Source organism: Prosthecobacter sp. (assembly GCF_034366625.1).
Taxonomy (GTDB): domain Bacteria; phylum Verrucomicrobiota; class Verrucomicrobiia; order Verrucomicrobiales; family Verrucomicrobiaceae; genus Prosthecobacter.
Window position 1 is genome coordinate 484,233 of sequence record NZ_JAXMIH010000023.1, and the last position, 22,976, is coordinate 507,208.

Below are 22,976 nucleotides of genomic sequence, written 5' to 3' on the forward strand. Positions count from 1 at the left end.
TTATTTGCGAGAAAGTGAGATGGGTGCAGCGGTGAGGGCGGCGATCTCTGCCTGGGCCTGGTGGTAGTCCGTGAGGGCGCGGAGATGCTGATTGCGCGCTTGAATGAGCGTGCGGCGGGCGTCGAGGATTTCGAGCTGGGTGAAGCGTCCGGCCTCATAGCCCTGCATGACGGCTTCTTCGGCTTCCTTCGCGCCCGGCAGCACGTCCTTGTTCAGCAGCTCGACTTCCGTTGTGGCGCGGAGCAGCACTTGATAGGCGGCGCTGAGCTGGGCATACACATTCATCTCCGAGGTCTTGCGCTCGCTGTCGGTCTTGGCGATTTCCGCCTCCGCTTCGGCTATGCCGCCCTGGTTCTTGTTCTTGAACGGCAGCGGAATGGAGAAGCCGACGACGAATGAGAGGTCATCGCCTTTGCCCAACATGCGCGGCCCTGCGGAGACGGTGATGTCCGGCTTTGCCAGTGACTTTTGCTTTGCCAGTGCCGCGTAACGTCGGTCGCGCTCAGACGACCAGCGGGCGATCTCGGGATTGCTCTGAATGCGCTGCACGAGCGTGGAGAACTTCGGCAGGGCTTTGATGCCTTCCAGATCACCTTTCACGGAATCAAAGTCCGCTGTCTGCGCACCCCATTGAACGGCGAGATTGATCCTGGCCGTGGCAAGCGTGCGCTTCGCCTGCTCCAGTTCGATCTTCGCCGATGCCACGGCGACCTTGCTGCGCATGACCTCGACAGCGTTGGCCTTGCCAGCCTCCACTCGCTTCTGCGTCATCGGCGTGACCTTCTCCGCCAGCGCGGCGGTTTCCTCCGCGAGTTGCACCTGGCGTTGGGCCGCGAGCACTGCCACAAAAGCCTGCGTGGTGTTTTTGAGCACTTCGACACGGCGCACTTGATAAGCCCACTCCGCCACGCTGCGACTAGCCGCAGCTTCATTGACACGCGCCTGACGTTTGCCGCCGAGCTCCACGAGCTGCCCAAGCTCCAGCGTGTTTTCCATGATGTCGCCACCACGGTAGGGGCCGCTGCCGGGTAGGTTTTGGGCGCTGTAGTTGAGGACGGGATTGGGTTTCAGTCCCGCCTGGAGCGTGCGTGCCTCGGCAGCGCGGATGTCCCAATCATAGGATTTGAGTTCGGGGTTTTGCCGGAGAGACAGCGCAAGCGCGTCTGACAAGGATAAGGAGCCGCCGGGGCTGGCAGCATGGGCATGAAATGCGAGAAGCAGAAGCAATGGAAAGACACGAGTGTGCATGGTGAAAGAGGGTGGAGTGCATGAGCGCAGGAATGATCCGGGCACGATGAGCGTGCATGGATTCGGCGGATCAACTGCCGCCGCAGTGACAGGCGTGTGTTCCAGGCACGAAGGCCCGATAAAACATCACGCAACGGCTCGACGGGGATTCCCGTCAGCCACGTCCCCTCAAATCAAGAAGACCACCGAACGCACCACCAGCAGCGGTAGCTGCGGCGGGCCGCTATCATCACGCGGCGGGAGAATGACCGTGTGTGGCTCCTTCGTGGGAGCCAGGTTCGTCGCAAAGATTTCAATCCAAAGCACCGGCGTTACACCGATCGCAGGAGCCATCACCACATAAGGCGGGACTGTATCCGTCGGCGTCTGCACCACTTCATGGTGATGATGGCTGCCGGAATCCGCAGGCACCTCATTGTGGTCATCGTCATGGTGCTGGTGTCCGACAGGCGCATGATCCAGCGGGCCTTCTTCCCCGTGCTCACCATGGCAATGCTCATCCATCGTGACGACCGCCTTGCCCGTGCAATCGCAGTAGTAGTGGAAGATGCCACCCGACAACTGCACCATGAGCATCGCCAAAAGGGCGAGTGCTGCGGTGGTGCGTTTGGCAGAGCGGAAAAACATAGCGGACAACTGACTAACGGCTGAACCGGAAATAGCAAGCCTGGAGTGCTGGCGGTGGCTTTAGCCAATGATCCCCCTGCCATGTCCGAACCTGCCCCCCCTTGCAGTGACTTGATCGCCTTCAGCGCGGCATCAGCACCGCGCAGGGTGGTCATGATGGGGAGGCAGTTTTTCCGGCACGGCAGGGTTACACCTCATCGTGAAAAGTGCGTCCAGCGCTAATTTAGGCGGACATCCCCGGTGCAGGGGCGATGCTTCCGCCGCGCACCGGGGCGACCCCATCGAAACCCTGCGCGACACCATCCGCGCCCCCGATGGCTCCCAGCGCAGCATCCCACCGCTCATCCGCCATTACCTCAGCATGAACGCCCGCTTCATCGACTTCCACGTCGAGCGCGACTTTGGCGATGCCCTCTATTGCCTCTTGCGTGTCGATCTGACCAAAGCTCCGCACTCCCACCTTCGGCGCTTCATCGGTAAAGAAGCAGCGGGCCATTTGGCAAGGGTGGGTTCTTGAAGAAGCGAAGCCCGGTCAGCGTTGAATGCACACCTGAGTTCGACCGGCTGATGAATGATGTCGTCGCCGTCACTCGCCTGGGTATTCTCACGCCTCAACGAGAAAGCATGATTATGAATGACGAACAGATCACCTTCGATCCCCGCGTGGCGGAGTATGATGCATGGTATCAGACACCGCGCGGTCAGTGGATCGGGCAGACGGAGTTTGCGCTGCTCAAGTCCATGCGGCGGAGGAAGGTGTGTTTCATTTGAGTGGGATGAGTGAAGGAAAGAAACGCGGCGTGCGAGAGGCATACTCAGGGTAGCCGCTGTATTTTTGCGCGAGCAGCTTTTCTTCATGCGCTGCCTTGGCGTGGAAGAAGGCCCAAAGCAGTCCGAACAGCACGAAATGCAGCAAACTCGCCGCCGAGATCGCCATGCCGAAGGCCCAGACGAGAAGGCCGCTGTAAACCGGATGCCTGACGCGGCGATACAAGCCGCTCGTGAGCAACGCGGCTCCCGCGCGCGGGGAAGGCAGCGGAGTGAGTGAGCGCCCCGCCTGTAATTGCCAGGTCGCCACGCCCGACACAGACAGCCCGGCGATGCACACCAGCAAGCCCAGCGGGCGCAATGGCACGAGAAACGGCACATGTCCAAATGCAGGCATCAACAACAGCGCCGCAAGCAGAACCAACTGCACGATCACCCATGACAGGTCTTTGAGGGTGGCGGATTTCATGAGCGTCGATCTACTTCCGGCGGAACTTCACGAAGTAGTTCTCCTTCAGCAGATCCTTCACTTCATCCACCTTTTCAAAACCAGCGGCAATGACTTCGGCCTCGAAGACCTCCTGTCCGGCGCGGACGTGGCCCATGACGAAGTCGCTCGATTTGCCAGGGATGCGTTTGAAGTCAATCAGCACCAGTTCGCCGTCCGGTTTGAGCGCCTTGTGCAGCGTGGCGAGCGTGGCCTGAGGATACTCGAAGTGGTGATACACATCGCAGATGAAGGCGAGGTCGATGCTCGACTCAGGCAGCTCGACGCTCTTTTCGGTGCAGAGAATCGTCTGCACATTCGAGGCACTCGCTTTGGAGGCGCGGGCCTTGATGTGCTCCAGGAAATTCTTCGCGATTTCGACGGCATAGACCTTGCCGTTTTCGCCGACGGCCTGCGCAAAGTGCAACGTGAAAAGCCCCGTGCCCGCGCCGATGTCCGCCATGACCATGCCGGGCTTCAAACCGGCCGCGACGACGATTTTCTCCCGCTGGTGGAAGATCTCGCGGCTCTCCGTTTCGAACTTCTTCGTCCATTCCTCGACGTTGAGCTTCGGATCGAGGAATTTGTCGTTGATGCCCGGTTTGACGCTGGCGTCTTGCGCGAAAGCGAGACTGGCGAGAAGGCAGAGGAGGGTGGTGGTGCGTTTCATGGTGCGGTGTGAGGCAAAGGACGCTCAGTGATGCCGCCGTCTTCCACCTCAAGAATGCGGTCGAAGACATCGAGCGTGCGGTGGTCGTGCGTGTCAACGAGAACGCCAACGTTGCGCTCGTGAGCGACTTTGGCAAAGAGCTTCTTCACCTGGCGAGAGAGGCGCTTCAGATGCTGGTATTGCCACAGTTCGTCACGGCGTCTGCGTGATCACGACACGCCCGAACCGGCGCGCGCTGCCGCCGGGGGCACCGGTGTCCTCAATGACGACGCGTTCCCAGTTGGCGTCGATGGACGTGACGTTTTCCGTGCCGGTGGCGGGCAGCCAGGAGGTGAGATTGCCGGTGAACTCGACGGTGTAGTCGAGCTGCGGTGCGGTGGCGGCGGTGCGGCGGATGTATTCGACACGGAGACGCGGACTGCCGCCGGGGAAGGTGGTGGTGATCAGCGGCAGGCCCGTGGTGCCGGTGCCGGTAACGAGGATCGGCACGGCGCTGATGGTGGGATTGAGGTTGAAGGCGAACTCTGTGAGGTTGAGCAGGCCATCGAGGTCGGAGTCGTCATCGGCATCCTGACCAAAGGTGCCGCCGAAGAACGAGGTCTCCCAGACATCCGGCAGGCCGTCGTTGTCATCGTCGAGGTTCGCGGCATTCGCGCCGTTGAGGTTGAAGACGACCGCTTCTGCCGTGGCGGCGGTGTTCACGAGGCGCACGTAGTAGGTGGCACTGGCACGCCATGGCCACTGTTCGGTGGGCGAAAGCGGCTGGTTGAGAGATGAGTTCGGACCGGAGCCGGTGAAATGCACATTGCCGGTGACGGTGGGGATGGTGCCTTGTTCGAGACGCACCTGCACGTCATCCGAATGCGTGGAGGTGTGCTTCCAGCGGATGGCCTCGGGCGGCACGACGACTTTGAAGACGAGGCTGCTGTTGCCGGGCACATTGCCGTTGAAGGTGCCGGAGTAGAAGTCGAGCGTGGCATCCGGCACCACATTGCCGCCGCTGGTGGCGGAGGTGAGCGAGAAGGTGGCGTCGTTCTTCGCCTGGAAACCGGCATAGTAGGTGGTGCCGGGGCGCAGCGGTGGCGTGGTGAAGGTGTAGGCGGCGGGCGGATCGTTGCCGCTGTCGTAGGGGCCTTGGTTTTTTGCATCCGTTGCCCAACCGATGCCGCTGCTGAAGATTCCACCGCTGCTTCCCTGCCCAGGCGGAATGGTGTCGCGCACCCACATGACGACATCGCCCACTTGCTGGGTGAAGGTGAGCGTCCAGTTTGCGGGCGCTGGATCGGGGACGGTGAAGCGGTAGTAGCGCCAGTCGCCGCCTGCGAGGGTGTGATCCGTCACGCTGCCGTTGGTGAGTGACAGATCCTGCACCTGGCCGGTGGAGGCGATGAGCCGGTAGCGCGCGTTCGATCCGCCGGCGGCACGCACACCGAGATACCATCGGCCCGCAGGCAGCGCGTTGGCGGTGCGGCCGTTGAGCGGCACCCAGTTGCCGTGCTCGGTGGTGCTGCCGTTCAGGCTGCGGTCCACGAGCGGCGACCAGTTGAACGGCTGGCCGGCTGCGCCATGCAGTGTCGTGGGCACGGCGGTTTCGCGGATGTAGAGGTCGGGGTTGCCGTTGATGGCCTGGAGTTCGGTGCGGAGCAGGCCGAGATTGTCCGACGGCACGTCAATCGCGTAGAAGTGCCAGTCGTCCTGTCCAAGATCGGTGCCTTGGTCGCCGGGGAGTCCGGTGCCGGTGTCGGCAAACGTCTGGTTCTGCGTCGCGGGCATGGTCCAGGCGGGCTGTGCGAGTGTGACGGGCGCGCTGGTGAGCGTGTAGTTCGTGAGGCCGGTGGCTATGACATCCACAAACCAAGTGTCGCCCGGCGTGAAGTAAGGCGGCACGATGATGGCCGTGTTGTCCGTGATGGTGATCCACGTGCCGGTGTCGCTGATGTCCTTGTAGATGCGCAGCGTGGTGTCGCCCTGGGTGTGGTTCACGGTGAGCTTCCAGCCGAGCACGGGCTGGTCGCTGACGGTCGTGGGCACGGCCACGGAGTAGATTTCGTGTTCGGCGTCCGCGAGCTGCTTCGTGTCTGTGTGGCTGAAGCCATTGCCGTTCTGCGTGGAGGAAAAATTCAGCGTCACCGGCGTCTTCGGGCGGAGGACGAGGTCCGCCGTCGCATCGGGAATGGTGAAGCCAAAACCCCCGGCGCGTACGATGAGCCGCCAGGTGCCGGTAGTGGGATTGAACAACGTGAGCACGCCCTCGGTGGAGAGAACTCCGGCGGCGGCCCCGCCTTCCGAGCCATAGCTGCCCAGTGTGGGCAATGAAGTGCCTGGCCTCGCGAAGAGCCCGGGATCGCCCGTGCGGTTGTCCAGCCGCATCTCCATGATGCCTATGCCGCCGGGCGCGGTGAATTCATAGGCCTTCACCTGCCCGCTCACGAGCGACACCGCCTGGCTGATGCCCGCGCCGCCCGAGGAGCCGAGATCGGTGACGGCAAGCACGCCCAAGCTGTTCAGCACCCCCGTGGAGTTGCCGGTGCCGATGTTGGTGAAGTCAGGATTCTGCCCCTCGGACACCACGGCGATGAAGTAGTCGCCCTCGGTGAGAAAAGTTTGCCCATTCGGCGGTAGCATGACGTAACGCTCCGCCCCGTCCTTGGCGATCCGTGTTTCGAGACTGCCGCCGAATGGATCGCCCGCAAGGCCACCTTCCGAGGCAGCGAAGTCCGGCACGGTGCCACGGCGCAGCGCCACAAGCATGTCGCCCAACGAAGGATCGAGTGTGAATTCCCAGCTCGGAGTGTTCGCCGCGATGGAGATCTTGAAGTAAACGGCCTCGCGTGGAGCAAGGTTGTTGATCGTGGCATTGCCTCCGGTAAAGGACAGCGCCGTGACCGGCAGCATCTGGCCGCTGCCGATGCCACGGCTCTCGATGGTGTAGGCCGCAGCGTCGGCGAAGGAGGAGTTGAACACACCGACGAGGTAGGTTCCCGTCTCCAAGGGCCGTCCCATGCCCGCAACGAGCCGTCGGCCGCTGACGGAAGCGCCGCCGGGATCCTGCGAGTAGCCGGTCCAGTCCACGAGTCCAGCCCACTGCGCACCAGTGGGCCATGAGGTCGCTCTCTCGGGATACCCGCCAAAATCGGTGCCAAGAGTCGTGGGCAGTTCGTCACGCCGCACGACGATTGTCGGCGTGCCGGCGGTCACGTTGCGCACGCGGATGTCCCAGCCATCCACACCGGCAGGTACCGTCACTTGGAAGTAGCGCCAGGTATTGGCCGCGTGGCCGGTCTCAGAGGAAGTGCCCCCATTGAACGCCAGCACTGTATTGCCCGGTGCTGGCAAGAGACGCAGCACCAGCATCGCGGTCGCATCGGGGATGTCGCTGCCAAAAGACATCTCCGCGCGCACGGTGAGCCGGTATTGACCCGCCGCAGGACTCGACAACGTGACGGGCGACTCCGCGCCCGTGGCCCATGCCGCGTCCGCGCTGCCGGCTTCGATGCCGTAGTCGTGCGCGAGTCCGATCCACGACCTCGGCAGGCGCGTGCCTTGGTGCAAGTAGAGGTGCGGACCGCCGGTGCGGTTGTCGAGGCGCGCTTCGAGCGCATACGCGCCCGCCGGCACGGTGAACTGGAACGCCTTCACCTGCCCGCCGACGAGCGACACCGCCTGGTTCGTCTCGGCGAGGCTGATCTCGCCGAGCGAGGCCACACCCAGCGCGCCGTGGCTGGTGACCGTTCCGCTGCTGCTGCCGGTGCCTACGAAGCTGCCGCTGGGAGAAACGCCCTCAGACACCACGGCCAAGTAGTAGTCACCGGTGGTGATGAAGTTTTCTCCATTTGGAGGCATCATCGTGTAACGTTCCGCACCGGTCTTCTGCATCTCCACTTCGAGGCCGCTTCCGAGCACTGCGCCAGCGTCGTCATCCTGCACTGAGAAGAAATCCGGGATCGTGCCCCGCCGCACGATCAGCAGCATGTCACCCACCGAGGGCGCGAGCGAGACCTCCCAGCTCGGCGTGTTCGCGGGCACGGTGACTTTGAAGTAGGCAGCCTCGCGCGCGGCCAGCGCGGTGACCGTAGCATTGCCGCCGGAGAAGGTGGTGATGTCATCCACAGGAATCACCTGCCCCGCGCCGATGCCGCGGCTCTCCAGCGTGTAGGCAGCGTCGGTCGGAGTGATGCCGGATTCATTGAACACACCGATGTAGTAGGTGCCCGCCTCCAGTGGACGACCCATGCCCGCGACGAGACGCCGGCCGGAGACGGATGAAGTGTCTGGATCCTGCATGTAGCCCGTCCAGTCCACCCCGCCTGCCCAGCGAGAGCCAGAGGGCCAGGTGGTGGAGGTGTGGGGAGCGCTGCCGAAGTCCGTGGCCAACGCATCCGGCAGCGTGTCGCGGCGCACCACAAGCTTCGGCGTGCCTGCGGTGACGCTGCGCAGGCGCAGATCCCAGCCCATGATGCCCGCAGTGTTCGGCACATCCACGCGGAAAAATTTCCAGGTGCCCGGCGTGTGCCCCGTCACGACCGCGGTGCCTCCGTTGAAGGCCACATCCGTGGGAGGCACCGCCCGCACCTCCAGCGTGGCTGAGGCATCCGGCAATGCTCCGCCGAATTCATCCTCCGCGCGCACCGTGACATGCACGATGCCCGCAGCCGGATTCACGAGCGTCACGATTTCATCATCGTTCGCCCAGCCTGTTCCCGTCGAGCCGCCCTCCACCCCGTAGTCCGAGCCACCGAAGTGCTGCGATTCCGGCAGGAGTGAACCCGGCAACACGTAGAGCTGCGGATTGCCCACACGGTTGGTGAGTTTAATCTCAATGCTCGCCGTGCCAGCCGTGACATTGAACTGGAACGCCTTCACCCGTCCGCCTTCGAGCGGTGCCACACTCTGCGTCGTGGCTGTCTCCGTGATCGTGCCCAGGTTCGTCACCGCCAGCGTGCCCAAACTCGTGAGCGTGCCGCTCGCGGTGCCAGTGCCGACAGTGTCCCCGGATGGATTCTGCCCCTCCGACACCACCGCGAGGAAGTAGTCGCCCGGCGTGATGAAGTTCTCACCACTGGGCGCAAACAACGTGAAGCGCTCCGGTCCCGTCTTCTGCATCTCCACCTCCAGCGTGCCTGCGATCGCATCAGTGACTCCTCCCTGCGCGGCGTTGAAATCCGGCACCGTGGAGCGCCGCGCCGCCAGCAGCATCTCGCCGGAGGAAGGCGCGAGCGTGAGTTCCCAGCTCGGCGTGTTCGAGGGAATGGTCACCTTGAAATACTGCGCCTCGCGCGCGGTCAATGCGCTGACCACGGAGCTGCCGCCAGTGAACGCCAGTGTGCTGATCGGGAATGCCTGCCCTGTGCCGATGCCGCGGCTCTCGAACGTGAACCCGGCCACGTCAGGGGTGAATCCGGCCGCGTTGAACACACCGATGTAGTAGGTGCCGGGCTCCAGCGGACGCCCCATGCCTGCGACGAGTCGTTGAGTGGACACAGTGCCGCCGCCGGGAGTCTGCGAGCGTCCCGTCCAGTCCACCGATCCGGCCCAACTGTTGCCACTCGCCCAAGTGGTGGCTTCCGATGGATTCGAACCGAATCCGCTCGAACCCACGCTCTCCGGCAGCACATCGCGCCGCACCACAAGCTGCGGCGTGCCGCTCGTGACATCACGCACGCGCACATCCCAGCCCAGGATGCCTGCGGTGTTCGGGACATCCACGCGGAAGTAGCGGAAGCGTCCCACGGCGAGATTGCTAACGGACTGCGTGCCGTTGTTGAACGTCACCGTCGTCGGCGTGATGGGATGCACGTCGAGCTGGAACGCCCCCAGCGCCTGCTGCGGAGTGTAAACGCCCACATACCAGATGTCCGCCTGGTGCCCCGGCCTCTGAATGAAGCCCTCCGTGGATGAGTAGTCCACAAAGCCCAAGTCAGAGGGCAAAGAAGAACCGTTGGCACGATACAACCACCGGCCCGGCACCGCATTGCGGCGGATGGCGATCTCCGTGCCCGGCACCTGATTCGCCAGCTCCAGCTCCCATCCCAGCGAGCCGAGCTGGGACGGCACGTCCGTGAGCTTGTAGTAGCGCCAGCCCGCGCGCGTTGGCTGGTCGTTGGTCTTCAAGTCCGTGAAGGAGATCGTGGTGATGACCGGCTCGCCGTTGCGCAGGGTGAACTCATACGCGCCAATGCCATGCACGGTGATGAACCACGTGCCGTCGGACAAACCATTCGGCACCAGCGTCACGCTGTCCGTTGTGCTGCCCGTGGCTTCGGAGTAGCCGTCGTTGTCAAACTCCGCGCCCACGTTGTTCTCCCGCACCACGAGGTCGGGGTTCCCGCTCACCGCCGTCGTGCTCACATCCCATGCGATCTGCTGGATGGGCACCTGCACGCGATACACCCGGTAGGGCGGCCCGGGCACGCTCACGTTCGATACCGTCGAGTCGAACGCCATGTCCGTGACCTGCTGGATGCGCGAGTCCAAGGTGATGCTCTCGCCCGGATCGGCGCTGATGCTCAGGAAATACACGCCGGTCCCCGTGCCGAGGTAAGTCGGCACCAGCAGCATCTTGCCCGACTGCTTCTTGTCGAACTGGCCGGTGTCGGGGAAGGGCACCTGCGTCTTGCGCACTGCGATCTCCCGCGTGCTGCCGCTCAGCCACAGGCTCCAAGCTGGCGTGCCGGTGGGTACCGTGGCTTTCAGGAAGCGGATGCCTTCCGGCGGCATCGCCCCGCCGGAGGTCGTCGGGATGACGGCTTCGCCAATGTCGTATTGGCTGTTGAAGTTTGCATCGGTGAAACCAAGTGTGCCCAGGTTCTCTACGAATGCGCGGCCCGACACGAGCGACCACTGCGCGCCATCCGTCGCATCCACGAGGATGAACCATTCCTCCGCCGTGTTGAACTGGTCTGCGCGCAGCATGATACCGTCGGAGCCGGCGCGCTCGGACTTGAAATCGAACGACGAGGTCGTCGGCAGCGAACCCTGCTTCAGATACACATGCGCCTCGCCATTCGCCACCGCCAGTCGTGTGCGCCACGCGCCGATGTCCGTGGCCTGAGCCGTGACCTTGAAGTAGTGGCGCCCACCGCGCGTGTTGCCGGAGTTGGAGAACGCCTGCGTGCCCGCGTCGGTCGTGCCCGGATCCCAGTTCAGGTCATGAAGGAGGGGCTGCCAGTCGTCGAGTGTCACCGCGTTGGCCGCATAGTTCACCCGCAACGACCCATGATCGTTCGGCAGCGTCAACCGCGAGGCCGGTGGCTGTCCCGTGAACGTGCCTGACACTCCGCCCACCGCCTGCACCACCGTGGCGCTGAACGTACCGTCAATTGCATCCTCAAAGTCATTCGCAAAATTCGCGGCCAATGCGCCCGCCACCGTCGCCGCACCGTTCGTCCCCAACTGGCTCGTGGTCAAATCCAGCGTGAACAGCATCGTCGCCGTGCCCTGCAACGTGATGCCACCGACCGCGTTGATTGTGCCAGGTGACTGCACCGGCAACGCGGCCCCCACGGTTAGCGTCCCCTGCGCACTGAGCGAGAGCGTTCCGGCAGTGAGCACGATGCCTTGGTTGAGCGTGATGTGCCGCGCCGCAGTCAAGGTCAGCGTTGCCACGCCGCCTGCGGACTTCGTCACAGCACTGTTCACTGTGATGTCGCCGGGAGACGCCTGGCCGCTCGCAGTCTCGATGACCACGGCTGTGCCCGCGTCGAGGAACGTCTGGATGTCATCGCGGTTCACGTTCGCGCTGGCCGCGCTGGGCGTGAAGGTCTTCGTCGTCGTCCCGCCGAACGCACCGCCGGAGGTGACCGCCGTGCTGACCGTGACATCACTCGCAGCGCGGAGCGCGCAGGGCACCAGACAAGCCGCGAAGATAACGACGCAAACATTCATCCTGCAGCTTGAGGCGGCTGCACAGAGAGACGAAGGCGACTTTTTCATGGCAACCGCGCCCAAGGGCGTTGTAATGCTTCATTTGCCCCCGCAAGATCGTTTCCGTGCGGTTCAAGGCACTCAGCGATCCAGCGTGAATGAGCGGAATTATTGTCGCATGGATATTCATGTCCAGCGGTTATTTCACGGCCCCTTCACAAGCTTCACCAGCGGCACACTCACATGGCCTCAGCACTCAGCGAAGAGCAGCAGAGCCAGAATGTGGTGTGCATGAGGAGGTGCCTGCGAGATCAAGAACCGCCGAGCTTCTTCACCTGATGGGAGAGACGCTTCATGAGATTGTTGCACACATTGTCGCAGAGGTCGGTGATGCCGGGATCGGCGATGAAGCAGATGACAGTGAGGCCTTCCTTGCGGCGTCCGACCATCCCGGCATCGACGAGCGACTGCACATGGCGGGAGACGTTCGCCTGGGTCAGGCTGGTGGCGGCGACGAGTTCAGTGATGTTCAACTCGCCGCCTTCCTCCAGGGCGCGGAGGATTTTCAGTCGGCTGGGTTCGGCAAGCGTTCGGAACCATGAGGCGATCAAAGCGAGGGCCTCATCGGAGACCGGCGGCAGGGTTTTTTTTCGTGCGGCGGGCATGATGTTAAAAAGGGTTTGCAGACATCTACTATATGCGTATAGACTCATACAGTTGAATACATGAACACCATGAAACCAAGTTCGTCCACGAAAAATTTTGTCCTGGCGCTTTTCACCGCCGCCATGGCTTTTTCTTCCTCCTGCGCACAGCAGGTCGGCGGTCGCGGCCTGCCACCGGAGGCGCGGGAGCAGATCCATGCCCTCTTTGACTCGCATGCCAAAATCCGTCGTGATTTGAAGCTCACCGCCGACGGCTATACGGCCCTGACGGAGAGCGATGATCCCAAAGTGGCCGCAGCTTTGAAAAAGCATGTCGGGCAGATGCGGGCACGTCTCGGGGAAGGACTCAGCGTGCGCCGCTGGGATCCGGCCTTCGCCGAGTATTGCGACCACTACGCCGAGATGGACCACGAATTCACTGCCACGGACAAGGGCGTGCGCATGACGGTCAAAGGACGCACAGCAAACGCCGCCAAAATCGCTCAGAATCATGCCAAAGTCGTTTCCGCCTTCGCCGCCCATGGCTGGAGCGAGCATGACAAGAAGCACTCCACGGTCGCCCGCTGATATTACCCCTGCGATACCTGAAACCTGATAGCATCACCCTCATGAAACTCGAAAACGCCATCCGAGCCCTCGCCGGTGCCTTCATCCTCATCAGTCTTGCCCTCGCGCACTACATGAGCCCGAACTGGCTCTGGTTCACCGCTTTCGTGGGCGCGAACCTGCTGCAATCCGCCTTCACCGGCTTCTGCCCGGCGGAGATGATCCTCAAAAAGCTCGGTGTCGGCGGTTCGTGCTGCGCCAGGAAATAAATTCACTCATCCCGCCATGAAACGACTGCTCCCGCTACTTCCTCTGCTCGTGCTGGCCGCTTGTGGCAAACACGAGCCCGCTCAACAAAACGCCGCGCCGCTTCCAGGCGTCACGGTGAAGGTGCAGACGGCGAAGCTGGAACCCCACACCGCCACCGAGGAGGTCGTGGGCACGGTGCGCTCAAAGCAACGCGCCGTCGTGGAGGCGAAGGTCAGCGGGCGCGTGCTCGAATACACCGCCACGCCCGGCGCGATGGTGAAGGCGGGCGATTTGCTCGCTCGGCTCGATGTGCAGGAGATCCAGGCGAAGGTCGATCAAGCCCGCGCCATGCTCGATCAGGCCAAACGTGACTTTGATCGTCAAAAGCAGCTCATCGCCAGCAATGCGACGACGCGGCAGGAGTTCGACGCGGCGGACGCTCGTGTGAAAATCGGCACTGGAGCTGTCAGCGAGGCCGAAACGATGATGAGCTACGCCAAAGTCACCGCGCCCTTTGATGGTGTGGTCACGCGTAAACTCGCCGATGTGGGCGATCTTGCGATGCCGGGTAAGCCGCTGCTCGAAATCGAAGCGCCCACCTCGCTGCGCTTTGAGGCCGATCTTCCCGAGGCGATCCTCGATCGCGTGAAACTCGGCGCGAAGATGCTCGTGCGCCTCGCGAAGGTCATTGAAGGCACCGTGAGCGAAATCTCGCCCGTGGCCGATCCCGTAAGCCGCACCTTCAATGTGAAGTTCGACCTCCCACAAATGGAAGGCCTGCGCACCGGCCAGTTCGGCCGCGTGTCGGTGCCGGTTGCCGAGGTGAAACTGCTTTTGGTGCCACAAAGCGCCGTTTTGAAGCGTGGACAGATGGAGCTCGTCTTCGTCGCCAAAGACGGCAAAGCCGCGCTACGCCTCGTGAAGACTGGCAAAGTGCTCGAAGACCGCGTCGAGGTGCTTTCCGGCCTCGAAGAAGGTGAACAGGTCATCGTGAGCGAAAGCGCCCAACTCACCGACGGCCAACCCGTGACCCTCCAGCCATGAGCGAGCCTTCCTCCAGCCATCTCGGCATCGCAGGCCGCATCGCGGCGGCGTTCATCGACTCGAAGCTGACGCCGCTCGTCGTCATCGCGTCCGTTTTGCTCGGTGCGGCGGCGATTGTTTTGCTGCCGCGTGAAGAAGAGCCGCAGATCAAGGTGCCGATGGTCGATGTGATGGTTTCCATGCCCGGCTCCACCGCGAAGGAAATCGAGGAACGCGCCACGCGACCGATGGAAAAGCTGCTCTGGGAGCTGCCTGGCGTGGAATACATCTACAGCACCTCACGCGACAGCGAGAGCCTCGTCATCGTGCGCTTCAAAGTGGGCGAAGATCCAGACGTCAGCCTCGTGAGACTCACGGAGAAGCTGCGCTCGAACTACGACCGCATCCCGATGGGTGTCAGCGCACCGCTCATCAAGCTCAAGAGCATCGACGACGTGCCCATCCTCGCGCTCACCTTGCACAGCGCCCGCTACGAGCATCTCACGCTGCGTCGTTTGGCTGCGCAAATCGACGAAGAGATCAAACAAGTGCCGCTAGTGGCCGAGACGACGCTGATAGGAGGTTCGCGGCGCACTGTGCGTGTGCTGCTCGATCCCGTGAAGCTCGCTTCGCGCAATTTGAGCCCCGCAGGTCTCGTGCCGATGCTCCAGCAGGCGAACCGGCAATTCCGCGCCGGCGGCCTGACCACCGGCAACAATGAAGTGCTCGTGGAAACAGGCGGCTTTCTAAAAACCGCTCACGAAGTCGGCGATGTCGTGATCGGCGTGTTCAGTGGTCGTCCCGTCTATCTCCGCGAAGTCGCCGAGATCGCCGACACCGGCGAGGAACCAACGCAATACGTCTTCCACGGCAGCAAAACGAGCGAAGAGCCCGCTGTCACGCTCAGCATTGCCAAACGCCCCGGTGCGAATGCGATTAGCGTGGCCGATGAAGTGCTGCGCAAGGTCGATCTGCTCAAAGGCAGCGTCATTCCGGCCGATGTCACCGTCAGCATCACGCGTAACTACGGCGAGACCGCCGCGGAGAAATCCAACGAGTTGCTGCTGCACATGGGCATCGCCGTCTTCAGTGTGGCGATCCTCATCTGGCTCACGCTTGGCTGGCGGGAGAGCGGCATTGTCGCGGTGGCCATCCCCGCCACGCTGGCGCTCACGTTGCTCATCTTCTACCTCTACGGCTTCACGCTGAACCGCATCACGCTGTTCGCGCTCATCTTCAGCATCGGCATCCTCGTGGATGACGCCATCGTGGTGGTGGAGAACATCGTGCGGCACTTCCATCTGCCGCAAAACAAAGGCCGCAACTGGTCCGCCATCGCCGTCGAAGCCGTGGGCGAAGTCGGCAATCCCACGATCCTCGCCACCTTCGCGGTGATAGCCGCCGTGCTGCCGATGGCCTTCGTCGGTGGCCTCATGGGGCCGTATATGCGCCCGATCCCCATCGGAGCCAGCGCGGCCATGTTTTGGTCATTGCTGATCGCGTTCATCGTCACGCCGTGGGCTTCGATTCGCATCCTTCGTTGGGGAAAGAAGTATTTGACACTCACTGACGGCACGCCATCGGCCAAAGATCTCGAACATCACGACGCCAGCGAGCATCCCGAGGATTTCTTCACGAAACTCTACCGCCGCGTCATGGGGCCGCTGCTGCATCACACCGGCTGGCGCTGGACTTTCCTCATCGGCATCACCGTGTTGTTGCTTGGTTCGATGGCAACCGTCGGACTCGGCTGGGTGAAGGTGAAAATGCTGCCGTTCGACAACAAGAGCGAATTCCAAGTCATCCTGAACATGCCGGAAGGCTCATCGCTGGAGCAAACCGCCGCCGTCGCTCGCGAAATGGCCGCTGCGATCCGCACCGAGCCGGAAGTCACCGATTACCAAGTCTATGCCGGTGTCGCCTCTCCCTACAATTTCAACGGCCTCGTGCGTCACTACTTCATGCGTCGCGGGGCGAACGTCGCTGACATCCAGGTCAACCTCGTCGGCAAACACGAGCGCAAAGCGCAGAGCCACGACATCGCCAAACGCATCCGTCCCGCCGTCACGGCCATCGCGGATCGCTACAAAGCCCGCGTCGCCATCGCCGAAGTGCCGCCCGGCCCGCCGGTGCTGCAAACGCTCGTCGCCGAGATTTACGGGCCTAACGAAGAAGCGCGATTGAAGCTCGCCGAAGCCGTGAAGAGCATTTTCAAGGCCACGCCCGGCGTTGTGGATGTGGATTGGTATATCGAGGCCGATCAGCAAAAAGCCCGCTTCATCATCGACAAAGAAAAAGCCGCTTTGCACGGCATCAGCGCCGCTACGATCTCGCAGACGCTCAAGATCGCTGTCGATGGTGAAAACGTCGATTTGCTCCATCAGCCTGCCGAGAAGGAAGACGTGAACATTCGCCTCGAACTGCCCCGCAGCGCTAAAACCACGCCCGAGGAGCTTCTCGCCCTCCGCGTGCGCTCCGGCGATGCCAACGCGCTGCCCGAACCCGGTGCCAGCGGCTCGCCGCTCGTGCCCTTGCGTGAGTTGGTGAAGGTCGAGCACGTTACCGTCGAGAAGAGCCTTTATCACAAGAACCTCATGCCCGTGACCTACGTCATCGGCGATGTCGCCGGAGTCGTCGAAAGCCCTGTGTATGCCATTTTTCAGATGAACGAGGCGCTCAAGAAGCTCGACACCCGTGAGTTCGGCGGCAGCGGCGCGGAACTGCAAATCCTCAACGCCTCCATGCCCTTTAGCGATGCCGAGCCCGCGATGAAATGGGACGGCGAATGGCACATCACCATCGAAGTCTTCCGCGACCTCGGCGCGGCTTTCGGTGCCTGCATCATCCTGATTTACGTCCTCATGGTCGGCTGGTTCCGCAGCTTCCTGACGCCTGCCATCGTCATGATCGCCATTCCGTTCTCGCTCGTCGGCATCCTGCCCGCGCACGGATTGATGGACGCCTTCTTCTCCGCCACCAGCATGATCGGCTTCATGGCTGGCGGCGGTATCGTCGTGCGAAACAGCATCATCCTCGTCGATTTCATCGAGCTGCGCGTGCGTGAAGGCATGCCGCTGAGCGAGGCCGTCATCGACGCCGGAGCCGTGCGCTTTCGCCCCATGCTCCTCACCGCCATGGCCGTCGTCGTCGGAGCCGCCGTCATCCTCGCCGATCCCATCTTCCAAGGCCTCGCCATCGCTTTGATGGCCGGAGAAATAGCCAGCCTGCTCATCAGCCGCATGGCGGTGCCCGTCTTGTATTTCATGGCGAACAAACATTCACACCCCGAACCCAAACACTGATATGAAACCCAACATCGGAAGCATCGACCGCGCTCTGCGCATCCTCCTCGGCCTCGGCCTCATCGCCTACGGCATCGTCAATCACTCGTGGATCGGAGCCCTCGGCGCTGTGCCACTGCTCACCGCCTTCATCCGCTTCTGCCCGCTGTATGCCCCACTCGGCATCAGCACCTGCGGCAAAGGCGGCAACGACAAAGGCGGCGGCTGCTGCGGTGGCGGGAAATGCGGCTAATTCCATGACTCGCTACCTCATTCCCATCGCCATCGGAGTCACGCTCGGCTCACTCATGGGCTACTTCGGCCAATGCAGTTCCGGCACCTGCCCGCTCACCTCGACGTGGTGGCGTGGTGCCATCTACGGCGGCGTGATGGGGCTGCTGTTTGCTTTCAGTTCACATCGCTAACCCCACTCCATCATGAATCCACGCTACATCGTCGAAACCACCAAATCACCGGCCCAGGCCGTGACCGATCTCGAAGCCTCGGTCAAACAGCACGGCTACGGCGTGTTGCACACCTACGACCTCAAACAAACCCTCGCGAGCAAAGGCTTTGACCTGCCGAACGCCTGCCATATTCTCGAAGTCTGCAATCCCAAGCAAGCCGCCGCCGTGCTCGCTGCTGACATGGGCATGAACATCGCGCTGCCATGTCGCATCTCCGTTTATCAAGACGGGGGCAAGACGTTGATCGGCATGGTGCGTCCCTCGGCGCTGCTGGCTTCGCTGTCAGAGTCGGTTGAATTGAAAACCATCGCCGAACAGGTGGAGAAAGACACCATTGCCATCATCGAAGCGGCGAAGTGAATCACTGCACCATGATCTGGACACTCATCATCGTCACCCTCATCGTTCTCGGCTGGTATTGGTATGAGGGGCGGTGGGACCGGCAGTTGTTCAAGTCAGAGCCCGGCCGCGTTTGCGTAAACATTCACCCGCAGGAGGCCAAGGCATTCCTCGACACGCATCCGGAAACGCAGGTGCTCGATGTGCGCTCCGATGCCGAGTTCAGCGGCGGTGCGCTGCCTGCGGCAATTCATATCTCCATTGGCGATACCGAGTTCGAGCAGAAAGTCGGCAAGCTCGACAAGGCCACGCCGGTGCTGGTGTATTGCGCCGGCGGTTTTCGCAGCCGCAAAGCGGCAGCGGTACTGAAGGCGCAGGGCTTCACCCATATTCAGCATCTGCATCGCGGCTATCACTCCTGGCAGCTGGCCGGACAGCCGGTGTCTCACAGCAGCAAAGATCCATAATATCAAATCCATGAAGAAACTCATCCTCAGCGCCTCCCTCATCTCGGTTGGATTGATTGGCCAAGCTGCGGACCCCAAAATTGTACCGCTGCAAGTGCGCGAGAACCTGCGCATCGTGTACCAGGTCACTGATGACACGCAGCATCAGAGTGTGAACAAAGGCTTGTTTTACGCTCGCAAGCTCATCAATACCTACGAGGAGCACGGCATCACCGCCGACCAGGTGCATCTTCATCTCGTGTATCACGGCGCTGGCATCGCCGCCGTGGTGAATGACGCCGCCCGCAAACGCCTCGGCGCTGGTAGCGCGAATCCGAATGGTGAAATCCTTGTGGAACTCATGAAACGCGGCGTGCAAGTGGAGCTGTGCGAAAACACGATGCAGCAGAAAGGCGTGAAGCCCTCTGAGCTGATGCCCGGCGTGAAACTCGTCGTCGGAGCCTTCCCGCGCCTGATCGACCTGCAATTGCAAGGCTACGCCTACATCAAGTTTGAGTAGAGGACGGCTCACTGGCACATAAAAAGGCGGCATCCCGTTGCCAGGATGCCGCCGTGAATTTTTGGGGGTTGGGAGGGGATCAGGGGCGCTTAGTAGCGACCGCCACCACCACCACCGCCGGAGTAGCCGCCACGGCCACCGCCGCCGCCACCACTTTTGCCGCCACGGCCACCGCCGCCGCCGCCACCACCATATCCGCCGCCGCCACCACCGCCGCCGCCGTAGGCAGGACGATCTTCTTTCGGACGGGCTTCGTTGATGGTCAGGTTGCGACCGCCGTATTCTTTCTCGTTGAGGCCACGGATGGCTTCATTCATGGCTGTTTGGGAGTCCATGGTGACAAAGGCAAAGCCACGTGGGCGACCGGAGTCGCGGTCCATGGGCAGATGGATGTCAGTGACGGTGCCGTAATCAGTGAAGAGAGCGCGGACGTCGTCTTCGGTGGCGGTGAAGGGCAGATTGCCCACATACATTTTGGTATTCATATCGTTTTCTTGGGTTCAGTCAGCCTTCATGAGGCCTGAGTAAGCTCCGAGATCGGATTTAAGAACACCAAAGAAACAACCTGATGAACGACTTAGCTTAGCCTTTATCAGGTTAACTTGCGGCGGATCTGTCGTCTGCTTTGAGGGAATAGCAAATGATTGTTTCGACTGTTTGCGCTTCCGGTCTCAGCCTTGCCGCGACTCCGTACCGTCGATGATCAGTCCCGCCGGCGGGATCGGGCCGACCATGCCAGCCTCTCCGTCCGCATTGGCGGTGCCAGATGCCGGTTTCGCACCTGTGCCGCGCATGTTGATGATCTTCTTCATCAGATCGAACCAGAACTGCGCACCGAGCGCCGCCGCCGCACCGGCCATAAGCCAGCCGAGCAGGCTTTCGAACAACATGCTGACCGGATTCGTTCCCCAAGCCTTTGCGGTGGTCTTGTTCCAGCCGACCGGGAAGCCGGCATCGGCCAGTTCGTTCACGGCTTCATCGAACACGGCACGTGCGCCCTTGGACTCTTCGACGCCGAGTTTGACCGCGAGTTCGCTCTGCGCCTTCACGGACGCCTCGGCCTTTTGCACGAAGGCCGCGCGCAGGTCGTCATTGGTCGAAAGCGCCCGCGTGATGGCGATGGTGTTCAGATTGCAGACCACGGCGAGCACGATGCCGATGCCGAAGTTCCAGAGCTGCGACAGGCGTTTGTACATGCCGGTGGTGCGGTCCATCACGGCATCGAACCACTGCCCGGCGAGGAATTGGAACACGCTCAGCGGCTCCTGCCCGGGCAGCAGATTGCGCTCCGCATCGCGGCTCAAGGCTTTCAAAGAGCCGCTGGCTCCGTCGCCGAGCGTGGCGATGCCCGCCTGCACCTGCTCCCAGCGCGTCTCGGCCTTCGCTTCGACGCCCTTCGTTTCGAGCAAATCCATCAGCACCTGGCTGAACTGCGAGTTCGAGAGGTAGGAGGGGAAATGCTTCGCCACCCCGTCGTTCGTACTGGTTTGACGGTGCAGCGCCGCCATCAGCGGATGCTGCACAAAATCATTCATGGGAGTGACGCTGTTGCCACGCATGCCTTCCGGCAGCATGTGTGAAAGCGCCTTCCACAGCATCTTTCCCCGCGCATTCGACCACGAGAGAATCATCTCGCCAGTGGTCGAAACCAGCACGCTGAACAAGAAAAAGATGAACGAGAGGCCGAGGGCGACGTCGAGTGTCTGGAGCATGGTGCGGGAGGGAATCCTGGGCGTTGAGAGTGATCTGGGCCGCGAATGACGAATGTCGAGATCAGAATGACGAATGAAGTCGGCTCAGATCATTCGGCATTCCTCATTCGGATTTCGTTATTCGGCGCGAAGCGGCGGTTAGTGCATCTCCACCGCACAGTGGCCGAGGCCGCCGCGGTAGTAGTTGAACTGCACGTTCGGATGATCGGCCAGCAGCGACATTGGCACGGAGGCATCAGCGAGGCGTTTCGAGATCATCAGGGCCGTCAGGCGTTGACCGAGCGGATTGTCGTGCATGCCGGCATGCCAGATGCTGACCTTTTCGGCCATCCACGTCTCCTTGGGACCCACTGTGATCGCCATCTTCGGCACCATGGTGATGTTACCACCGCCTGAGGTGCGGGCGTTCTGCGCGAGCGTGATCGGATGCAGCTCAACGATGCGCGTGGTCAGCTTGCGATACTCCGCAGGCGGCGGCGCTTCGTTTTTCCACTTGCCGGTGCGCTTGGGCGGATCATTGAAGGCCCAGTGCTTGATGTCGCCCTGGCCGCCCTGCATCACGGCGCAGCGCACCCCGCTCTGCCAGCTCTTGATGTAATTGGCAGTATCAGCCTTCGGGAAATGAAGCTGTGTGTCGGGCATGCAGAGTTTCTTTTGAATGCGGTCAAAGCACAGCTCGCGGTCGGCCTTCTCAAACGATAGCGGATGCTCCATCGTGACCTCCTTCTTCGTGTCTTCATCATACCACTCGTCCATGCCCCAGAAGTGACCGTCCTTGATCGAGATGCCGAGGTCGTTCACCAGCCGCGCGACGAGCGGAAGCTGCTCCGTCGGACCGATGGGGCCGCAAATGCCCGCTGGATTGTCCGGCGTGGCCTGTTTCCACGCGTGGATGTATTCCAGCGCCTCGGCCAGATAAAAATCCTCCAGCGTGTCATACATCACCACCTTGAAGCCGGGACGCGAGAGCTGCCGCAAATCTCGTTCCGTGAGCCGGGCGGCGTCGTTGATGAGATCGTTTTCTAAAGTGGTGTAGTCCCACCAGTCCGGTGCGATATGGCTGAGTTTGCGCGGCATGGTTTGATTAAGGTTGTTACGGGATAGTCATGGAGAACACTCGTTTTGCCAAGCACTCATCATATGGGGCGAATATTTTCTTGTGAGGGAAGGTCAAGGCTGCGCCGTCAAGAGGTGATCAAGAAGTCAGGACGGCACCCTCTTGACGACTCTTTGACGCCGCCACCGCTCCGCGCTACCTCCAAGCATGGACGAAATGCTCAATCACCCCGATGCCCTCACCCGCCTGCGTTATGTCGTGCACCGTCTGCGCGCGCCCGGCGGCTGCCCCTGGGACATGGAGCAGACGCACGCGTCGCTCATCCCGCATGTCATCGAGGAAGCCTACGAAGTCGCCGATGCCATCCGTGGCGGCGACCCTGCCCAAATTTGCGATGAACTCGGCGACATCCTTCTCCAACCGATTCTCCATGCCGAGATCGCTAGCGAGACTGGAGCCTTCAATCTCGACCAAATGGCCCACGGTTTGACGGACAAGCTCATCCGCCGCCATCCGCACGTCTTCGGCGACACCACCGCCAACACCTCCGATGCCGTGCTCAAGCAATGGGACGCCATCAAGCGCACCGAAAAGGGTGCCGAGCACGAAGGCCTGCTCCATGGCACCGGCAATGGCCTCCCCGCTCTCATGCGCGCGCAAAAGCTGCAAAAGAAGGCCGCCCGTGTCGGCTTCGACTGGCCGGACGCCACACCCGTCTTCGCCAAGATCCGTGAAGAAGCCGCCGAACTCGAAGAAGCCATCGCCAGCGGTGACAAAGCCCACATGGAAGACGAACTTGGCGATCTCCTCTTCAGTGTCGTCAATCTCGCCCGCAAACTCGGCATCGAATCCGAGTCCGCGCTCGCCGCTGCCAATGAAAAATTCACCCGCCGCTTCCACGCCATGGAAACCCATCTGCGCGAGCAAGGCCACGAACTCGGCAAGCTCTCGCTGGAGCAGATGGACACGGCCTGGGATGCGGTGAAGCACAGTGTTTGACGACGCGTT

Annotated in this window: 22 protein-coding genes; 11 read left to right on the forward strand and 11 right to left on the reverse strand. The window is 61.9% G+C overall.

Annotation, left to right across the window (positions count from 1 at the left end; all coding sequences use genetic code 11):
- The 3 genes from U1A53_RS22595 to U1A53_RS22605 form a co-directional block, all read right to left on the reverse strand.
- A complete protein-coding gene (locus tag U1A53_RS22595) occupies nucleotides 1-1,248 on the reverse strand; it encodes a TolC family protein (protein ID WP_322284130.1) in 1,248 nt (415 codons plus the stop codon).
- A 168-nt stretch (nucleotides 1,249-1,416) separates the two neighbouring features.
- Nucleotides 1,417-1,875 carry a hypothetical protein gene (locus U1A53_RS22600; protein ID WP_322284131.1) on the reverse strand — a complete coding sequence of 153 codons (459 nt, stop codon included), beginning with the start codon at nucleotides 1,873-1,875 and terminating at the stop codon, nucleotides 1,417-1,419.
- Between the two features lie 223 nt (nucleotides 1,876-2,098).
- Nucleotides 2,099-2,371, reverse strand: a complete 273-nt coding sequence (locus U1A53_RS22605) for a hypothetical protein (protein ID WP_322284132.1) — start codon at nucleotides 2,369-2,371, stop codon at nucleotides 2,099-2,101.
- 134 nt (nucleotides 2,372-2,505) lie between these two features.
- Between U1A53_RS22605 and U1A53_RS22610 the strand changes: the two genes are divergently transcribed.
- Complete coding sequence (locus tag U1A53_RS22610) at nucleotides 2,506-2,646, forward strand: hypothetical protein (protein ID WP_322284133.1); 141 nt, start codon at nucleotides 2,506-2,508, stop codon at nucleotides 2,644-2,646.
- Here the strand turns inward: U1A53_RS22610 and U1A53_RS22615 are convergent.
- The 5 genes from U1A53_RS22615 to U1A53_RS22635 form a co-directional block, all read right to left on the reverse strand.
- Nucleotides 2,639-3,112 (reverse strand): isoprenylcysteine carboxylmethyltransferase family protein, encoded by a 474-nt coding sequence (locus tag U1A53_RS22615; RefSeq protein ID WP_322284134.1) that lies wholly within the window; start codon nucleotides 3,110-3,112, stop codon nucleotides 2,639-2,641. The genes U1A53_RS22610 and U1A53_RS22615 overlap by 8 nt on opposite strands.
- 10 nt (nucleotides 3,113-3,122) lie before the next feature.
- The gene (locus U1A53_RS22620; RefSeq protein ID WP_322284135.1) at nucleotides 3,123-3,800 is read right to left on the reverse strand and encodes a methyltransferase domain-containing protein; all 678 of its coding nucleotides are present in this window, start codon (nucleotides 3,798-3,800) and stop codon (nucleotides 3,123-3,125) included.
- The gene (locus U1A53_RS22625; RefSeq protein WP_322284136.1) at nucleotides 3,797-3,949 is read right to left on the reverse strand and encodes a hypothetical protein; all 153 of its coding nucleotides are present in this window, start codon (nucleotides 3,947-3,949) and stop codon (nucleotides 3,797-3,799) included. Before U1A53_RS22625 ends, U1A53_RS22620 begins: the two co-directional genes overlap by 4 nt.
- Before the next feature lie 43 nt (nucleotides 3,950-3,992).
- A complete protein-coding gene (locus U1A53_RS22630; RefSeq protein WP_322284137.1) occupies nucleotides 3,993-11,648 on the reverse strand; it encodes a hypothetical protein in 7,656 nt (2,551 codons plus the stop codon).
- Nucleotides 11,649-11,974: 326 nt separating this feature from the next.
- Nucleotides 11,975-12,328 (reverse strand): metalloregulator ArsR/SmtB family transcription factor, encoded by a 354-nt coding sequence (locus tag U1A53_RS22635; protein WP_322284138.1) that lies wholly within the window; start codon nucleotides 12,326-12,328, stop codon nucleotides 11,975-11,977.
- A gap of 123 nt (nucleotides 12,329-12,451) precedes the next feature.
- On the opposite strand from U1A53_RS22635, the gene U1A53_RS22640 reads away from it, so the two are divergent.
- The 9 genes from U1A53_RS22640 to U1A53_RS22680 are packed head-to-tail and all read left to right on the forward strand — an operon-like array spanning nucleotide 12,452 to nucleotide 19,199.
- The gene (locus tag U1A53_RS22640) at nucleotides 12,452-12,895 is read left to right on the forward strand and encodes a hypothetical protein (protein WP_322284139.1); all 444 of its coding nucleotides are present in this window, start codon (nucleotides 12,452-12,454) and stop codon (nucleotides 12,893-12,895) included.
- Nucleotides 12,896-12,936: 41 nt separating this feature from the next.
- Nucleotides 12,937-13,143: a DUF2892 domain-containing protein gene (locus U1A53_RS22645; protein WP_322284140.1), complete on the forward strand. Its 207-nt coding sequence runs from the start codon at nucleotides 12,937-12,939 to the stop codon at nucleotides 13,141-13,143.
- Nucleotides 13,144-13,159: 16 nt separating this feature from the next.
- Nucleotides 13,160-14,167, forward strand: a complete 1,008-nt coding sequence (locus tag U1A53_RS22650) for an efflux RND transporter periplasmic adaptor subunit (protein ID WP_322284141.1) — start codon at nucleotides 13,160-13,162, stop codon at nucleotides 14,165-14,167.
- Nucleotides 14,164-17,448 (forward strand): efflux RND transporter permease subunit, encoded by a 3,285-nt coding sequence (locus U1A53_RS22655; protein ID WP_322284142.1) that lies wholly within the window; start codon nucleotides 14,164-14,166, stop codon nucleotides 17,446-17,448. The genes U1A53_RS22650 and U1A53_RS22655 overlap by 4 nt, the downstream gene beginning before the upstream one ends.
- A gap of 1 nt (nucleotide 17,449) precedes the next feature.
- Nucleotides 17,450-17,680, forward strand: a complete 231-nt coding sequence (locus U1A53_RS22660; protein WP_322284143.1) for a DUF2892 domain-containing protein — start codon at nucleotides 17,450-17,452, stop codon at nucleotides 17,678-17,680.
- A gap of 4 nt (nucleotides 17,681-17,684) precedes the next feature.
- Nucleotides 17,685-17,852, forward strand: coding sequence for a DUF6132 family protein (locus tag U1A53_RS22665; RefSeq protein WP_322284144.1), 168 nt, complete (start codon nucleotides 17,685-17,687; stop codon nucleotides 17,850-17,852).
- A 12-nt stretch (nucleotides 17,853-17,864) separates the two neighbouring features.
- Nucleotides 17,865-18,254 (forward strand): DUF302 domain-containing protein, encoded by a 390-nt coding sequence (locus U1A53_RS22670; RefSeq protein WP_322284145.1) that lies wholly within the window; start codon nucleotides 17,865-17,867, stop codon nucleotides 18,252-18,254.
- Between the two features lie 11 nt (nucleotides 18,255-18,265).
- Complete coding sequence (locus U1A53_RS22675) at nucleotides 18,266-18,700, forward strand: rhodanese-like domain-containing protein (protein ID WP_322284146.1); 435 nt, start codon at nucleotides 18,266-18,268, stop codon at nucleotides 18,698-18,700.
- 10 nt (nucleotides 18,701-18,710) lie between these two features.
- Complete coding sequence (locus tag U1A53_RS22680) at nucleotides 18,711-19,199, forward strand: DsrE family protein (RefSeq protein WP_322284147.1); 489 nt, start codon at nucleotides 18,711-18,713, stop codon at nucleotides 19,197-19,199.
- An 89-nt stretch (nucleotides 19,200-19,288) separates the two neighbouring features.
- Here the strand turns inward: U1A53_RS22680 and U1A53_RS22685 are convergent, their stop codons facing one another.
- The 3 genes from U1A53_RS22685 to U1A53_RS22695 form a co-directional block, all read right to left on the reverse strand.
- A complete protein-coding gene (locus U1A53_RS22685) occupies nucleotides 19,289-19,684 on the reverse strand; it encodes an RNA-binding protein (protein WP_322284148.1) in 396 nt (131 codons plus the stop codon).
- A gap of 186 nt (nucleotides 19,685-19,870) precedes the next feature.
- Entirely contained in the window at nucleotides 19,871-20,911 is a 1,041-nt protein-coding gene (locus U1A53_RS22690; RefSeq protein ID WP_322284149.1) for a hypothetical protein, read from the reverse strand.
- A 138-nt stretch (nucleotides 20,912-21,049) separates the two neighbouring features.
- On the reverse strand, nucleotides 21,050-21,988 hold the full coding sequence (locus tag U1A53_RS22695) for a glucosamine-6-phosphate isomerase (protein WP_322284150.1): 939 nt from the start codon (nucleotides 21,986-21,988) through the stop codon (nucleotides 21,050-21,052).
- Nucleotides 21,989-22,175: 187 nt separating this feature from the next.
- On the opposite strand from U1A53_RS22695, the gene mazG reads away from it, so the two are divergent.
- On the forward strand, nucleotides 22,176-22,967 hold the full coding sequence (gene mazG, locus U1A53_RS22700) for a nucleoside triphosphate pyrophosphohydrolase (RefSeq protein ID WP_322284151.1): 792 nt from the start codon (nucleotides 22,176-22,178) through the stop codon (nucleotides 22,965-22,967).
- The last annotated feature ends 9 nt before the right edge of the window (nucleotides 22,968-22,976 follow it).

Excerpts from the sequence above, each read along its gene's own strand:
- U1A53_RS22595 (WP_322284130.1), bottom strand. The coding sequence starts at position 1,248 with ATGCACACTCGTGTCTTTCCATTGCTTCTGCTTCTCGCATTTCATGCC.
- U1A53_RS22600 (WP_322284131.1), bottom strand. The coding sequence starts at position 1,875 with ATGTTTTTCCGCTCTGCCAAACGCACCACCGCAGCACTCGCCCTTTTG.
- U1A53_RS22605 (WP_322284132.1), bottom strand. The coding sequence starts at position 2,371 with ATGGCCCGCTGCTTCTTTACCGATGAAGCGCCGAAGGTGGGAGTGCGG.
- U1A53_RS22610 (WP_322284133.1), top strand. The coding sequence starts at position 2,506 with ATGAATGACGAACAGATCACCTTCGATCCCCGCGTGGCGGAGTATGAT.
- U1A53_RS22615 (WP_322284134.1), bottom strand. The coding sequence starts at position 3,112 with ATGAAATCCGCCACCCTCAAAGACCTGTCATGGGTGATCGTGCAGTTG.
- U1A53_RS22620 (WP_322284135.1), bottom strand. The coding sequence starts at position 3,800 with ATGAAACGCACCACCACCCTCCTCTGCCTTCTCGCCAGTCTCGCTTTC.
- U1A53_RS22635 (WP_322284138.1), bottom strand. The coding sequence starts at position 12,328 with ATGCCCGCCGCACGAAAAAAAACCCTGCCGCCGGTCTCCGATGAGGCC.
- U1A53_RS22640 (WP_322284139.1), top strand. The coding sequence starts at position 12,452 with ATGGCTTTTTCTTCCTCCTGCGCACAGCAGGTCGGCGGTCGCGGCCTG.
- U1A53_RS22645 (WP_322284140.1), top strand. The coding sequence starts at position 12,937 with ATGAAACTCGAAAACGCCATCCGAGCCCTCGCCGGTGCCTTCATCCTC.
- U1A53_RS22650 (WP_322284141.1), top strand. The coding sequence starts at position 13,160 with ATGAAACGACTGCTCCCGCTACTTCCTCTGCTCGTGCTGGCCGCTTGT.
- U1A53_RS22655 (WP_322284142.1), top strand. The coding sequence starts at position 14,164 with ATGAGCGAGCCTTCCTCCAGCCATCTCGGCATCGCAGGCCGCATCGCG.
- U1A53_RS22660 (WP_322284143.1), top strand. The coding sequence starts at position 17,450 with ATGAAACCCAACATCGGAAGCATCGACCGCGCTCTGCGCATCCTCCTC.
- U1A53_RS22665 (WP_322284144.1), top strand. The coding sequence starts at position 17,685 with ATGACTCGCTACCTCATTCCCATCGCCATCGGAGTCACGCTCGGCTCA.
- U1A53_RS22670 (WP_322284145.1), top strand. The coding sequence starts at position 17,865 with ATGAATCCACGCTACATCGTCGAAACCACCAAATCACCGGCCCAGGCC.
- U1A53_RS22675 (WP_322284146.1), top strand. The coding sequence starts at position 18,266 with ATGATCTGGACACTCATCATCGTCACCCTCATCGTTCTCGGCTGGTAT.
- U1A53_RS22680 (WP_322284147.1), top strand. The coding sequence starts at position 18,711 with ATGAAGAAACTCATCCTCAGCGCCTCCCTCATCTCGGTTGGATTGATT.
- U1A53_RS22685 (WP_322284148.1), bottom strand. The coding sequence starts at position 19,684 with ATGAATACCAAAATGTATGTGGGCAATCTGCCCTTCACCGCCACCGAA.
- U1A53_RS22690 (WP_322284149.1), bottom strand. The coding sequence starts at position 20,911 with ATGCTCCAGACACTCGACGTCGCCCTCGGCCTCTCGTTCATCTTTTTC.
- U1A53_RS22695 (WP_322284150.1), bottom strand. The coding sequence starts at position 21,988 with ATGCCGCGCAAACTCAGCCATATCGCACCGGACTGGTGGGACTACACC.
- mazG (WP_322284151.1), top strand. The coding sequence starts at position 22,176 with ATGGACGAAATGCTCAATCACCCCGATGCCCTCACCCGCCTGCGTTAT.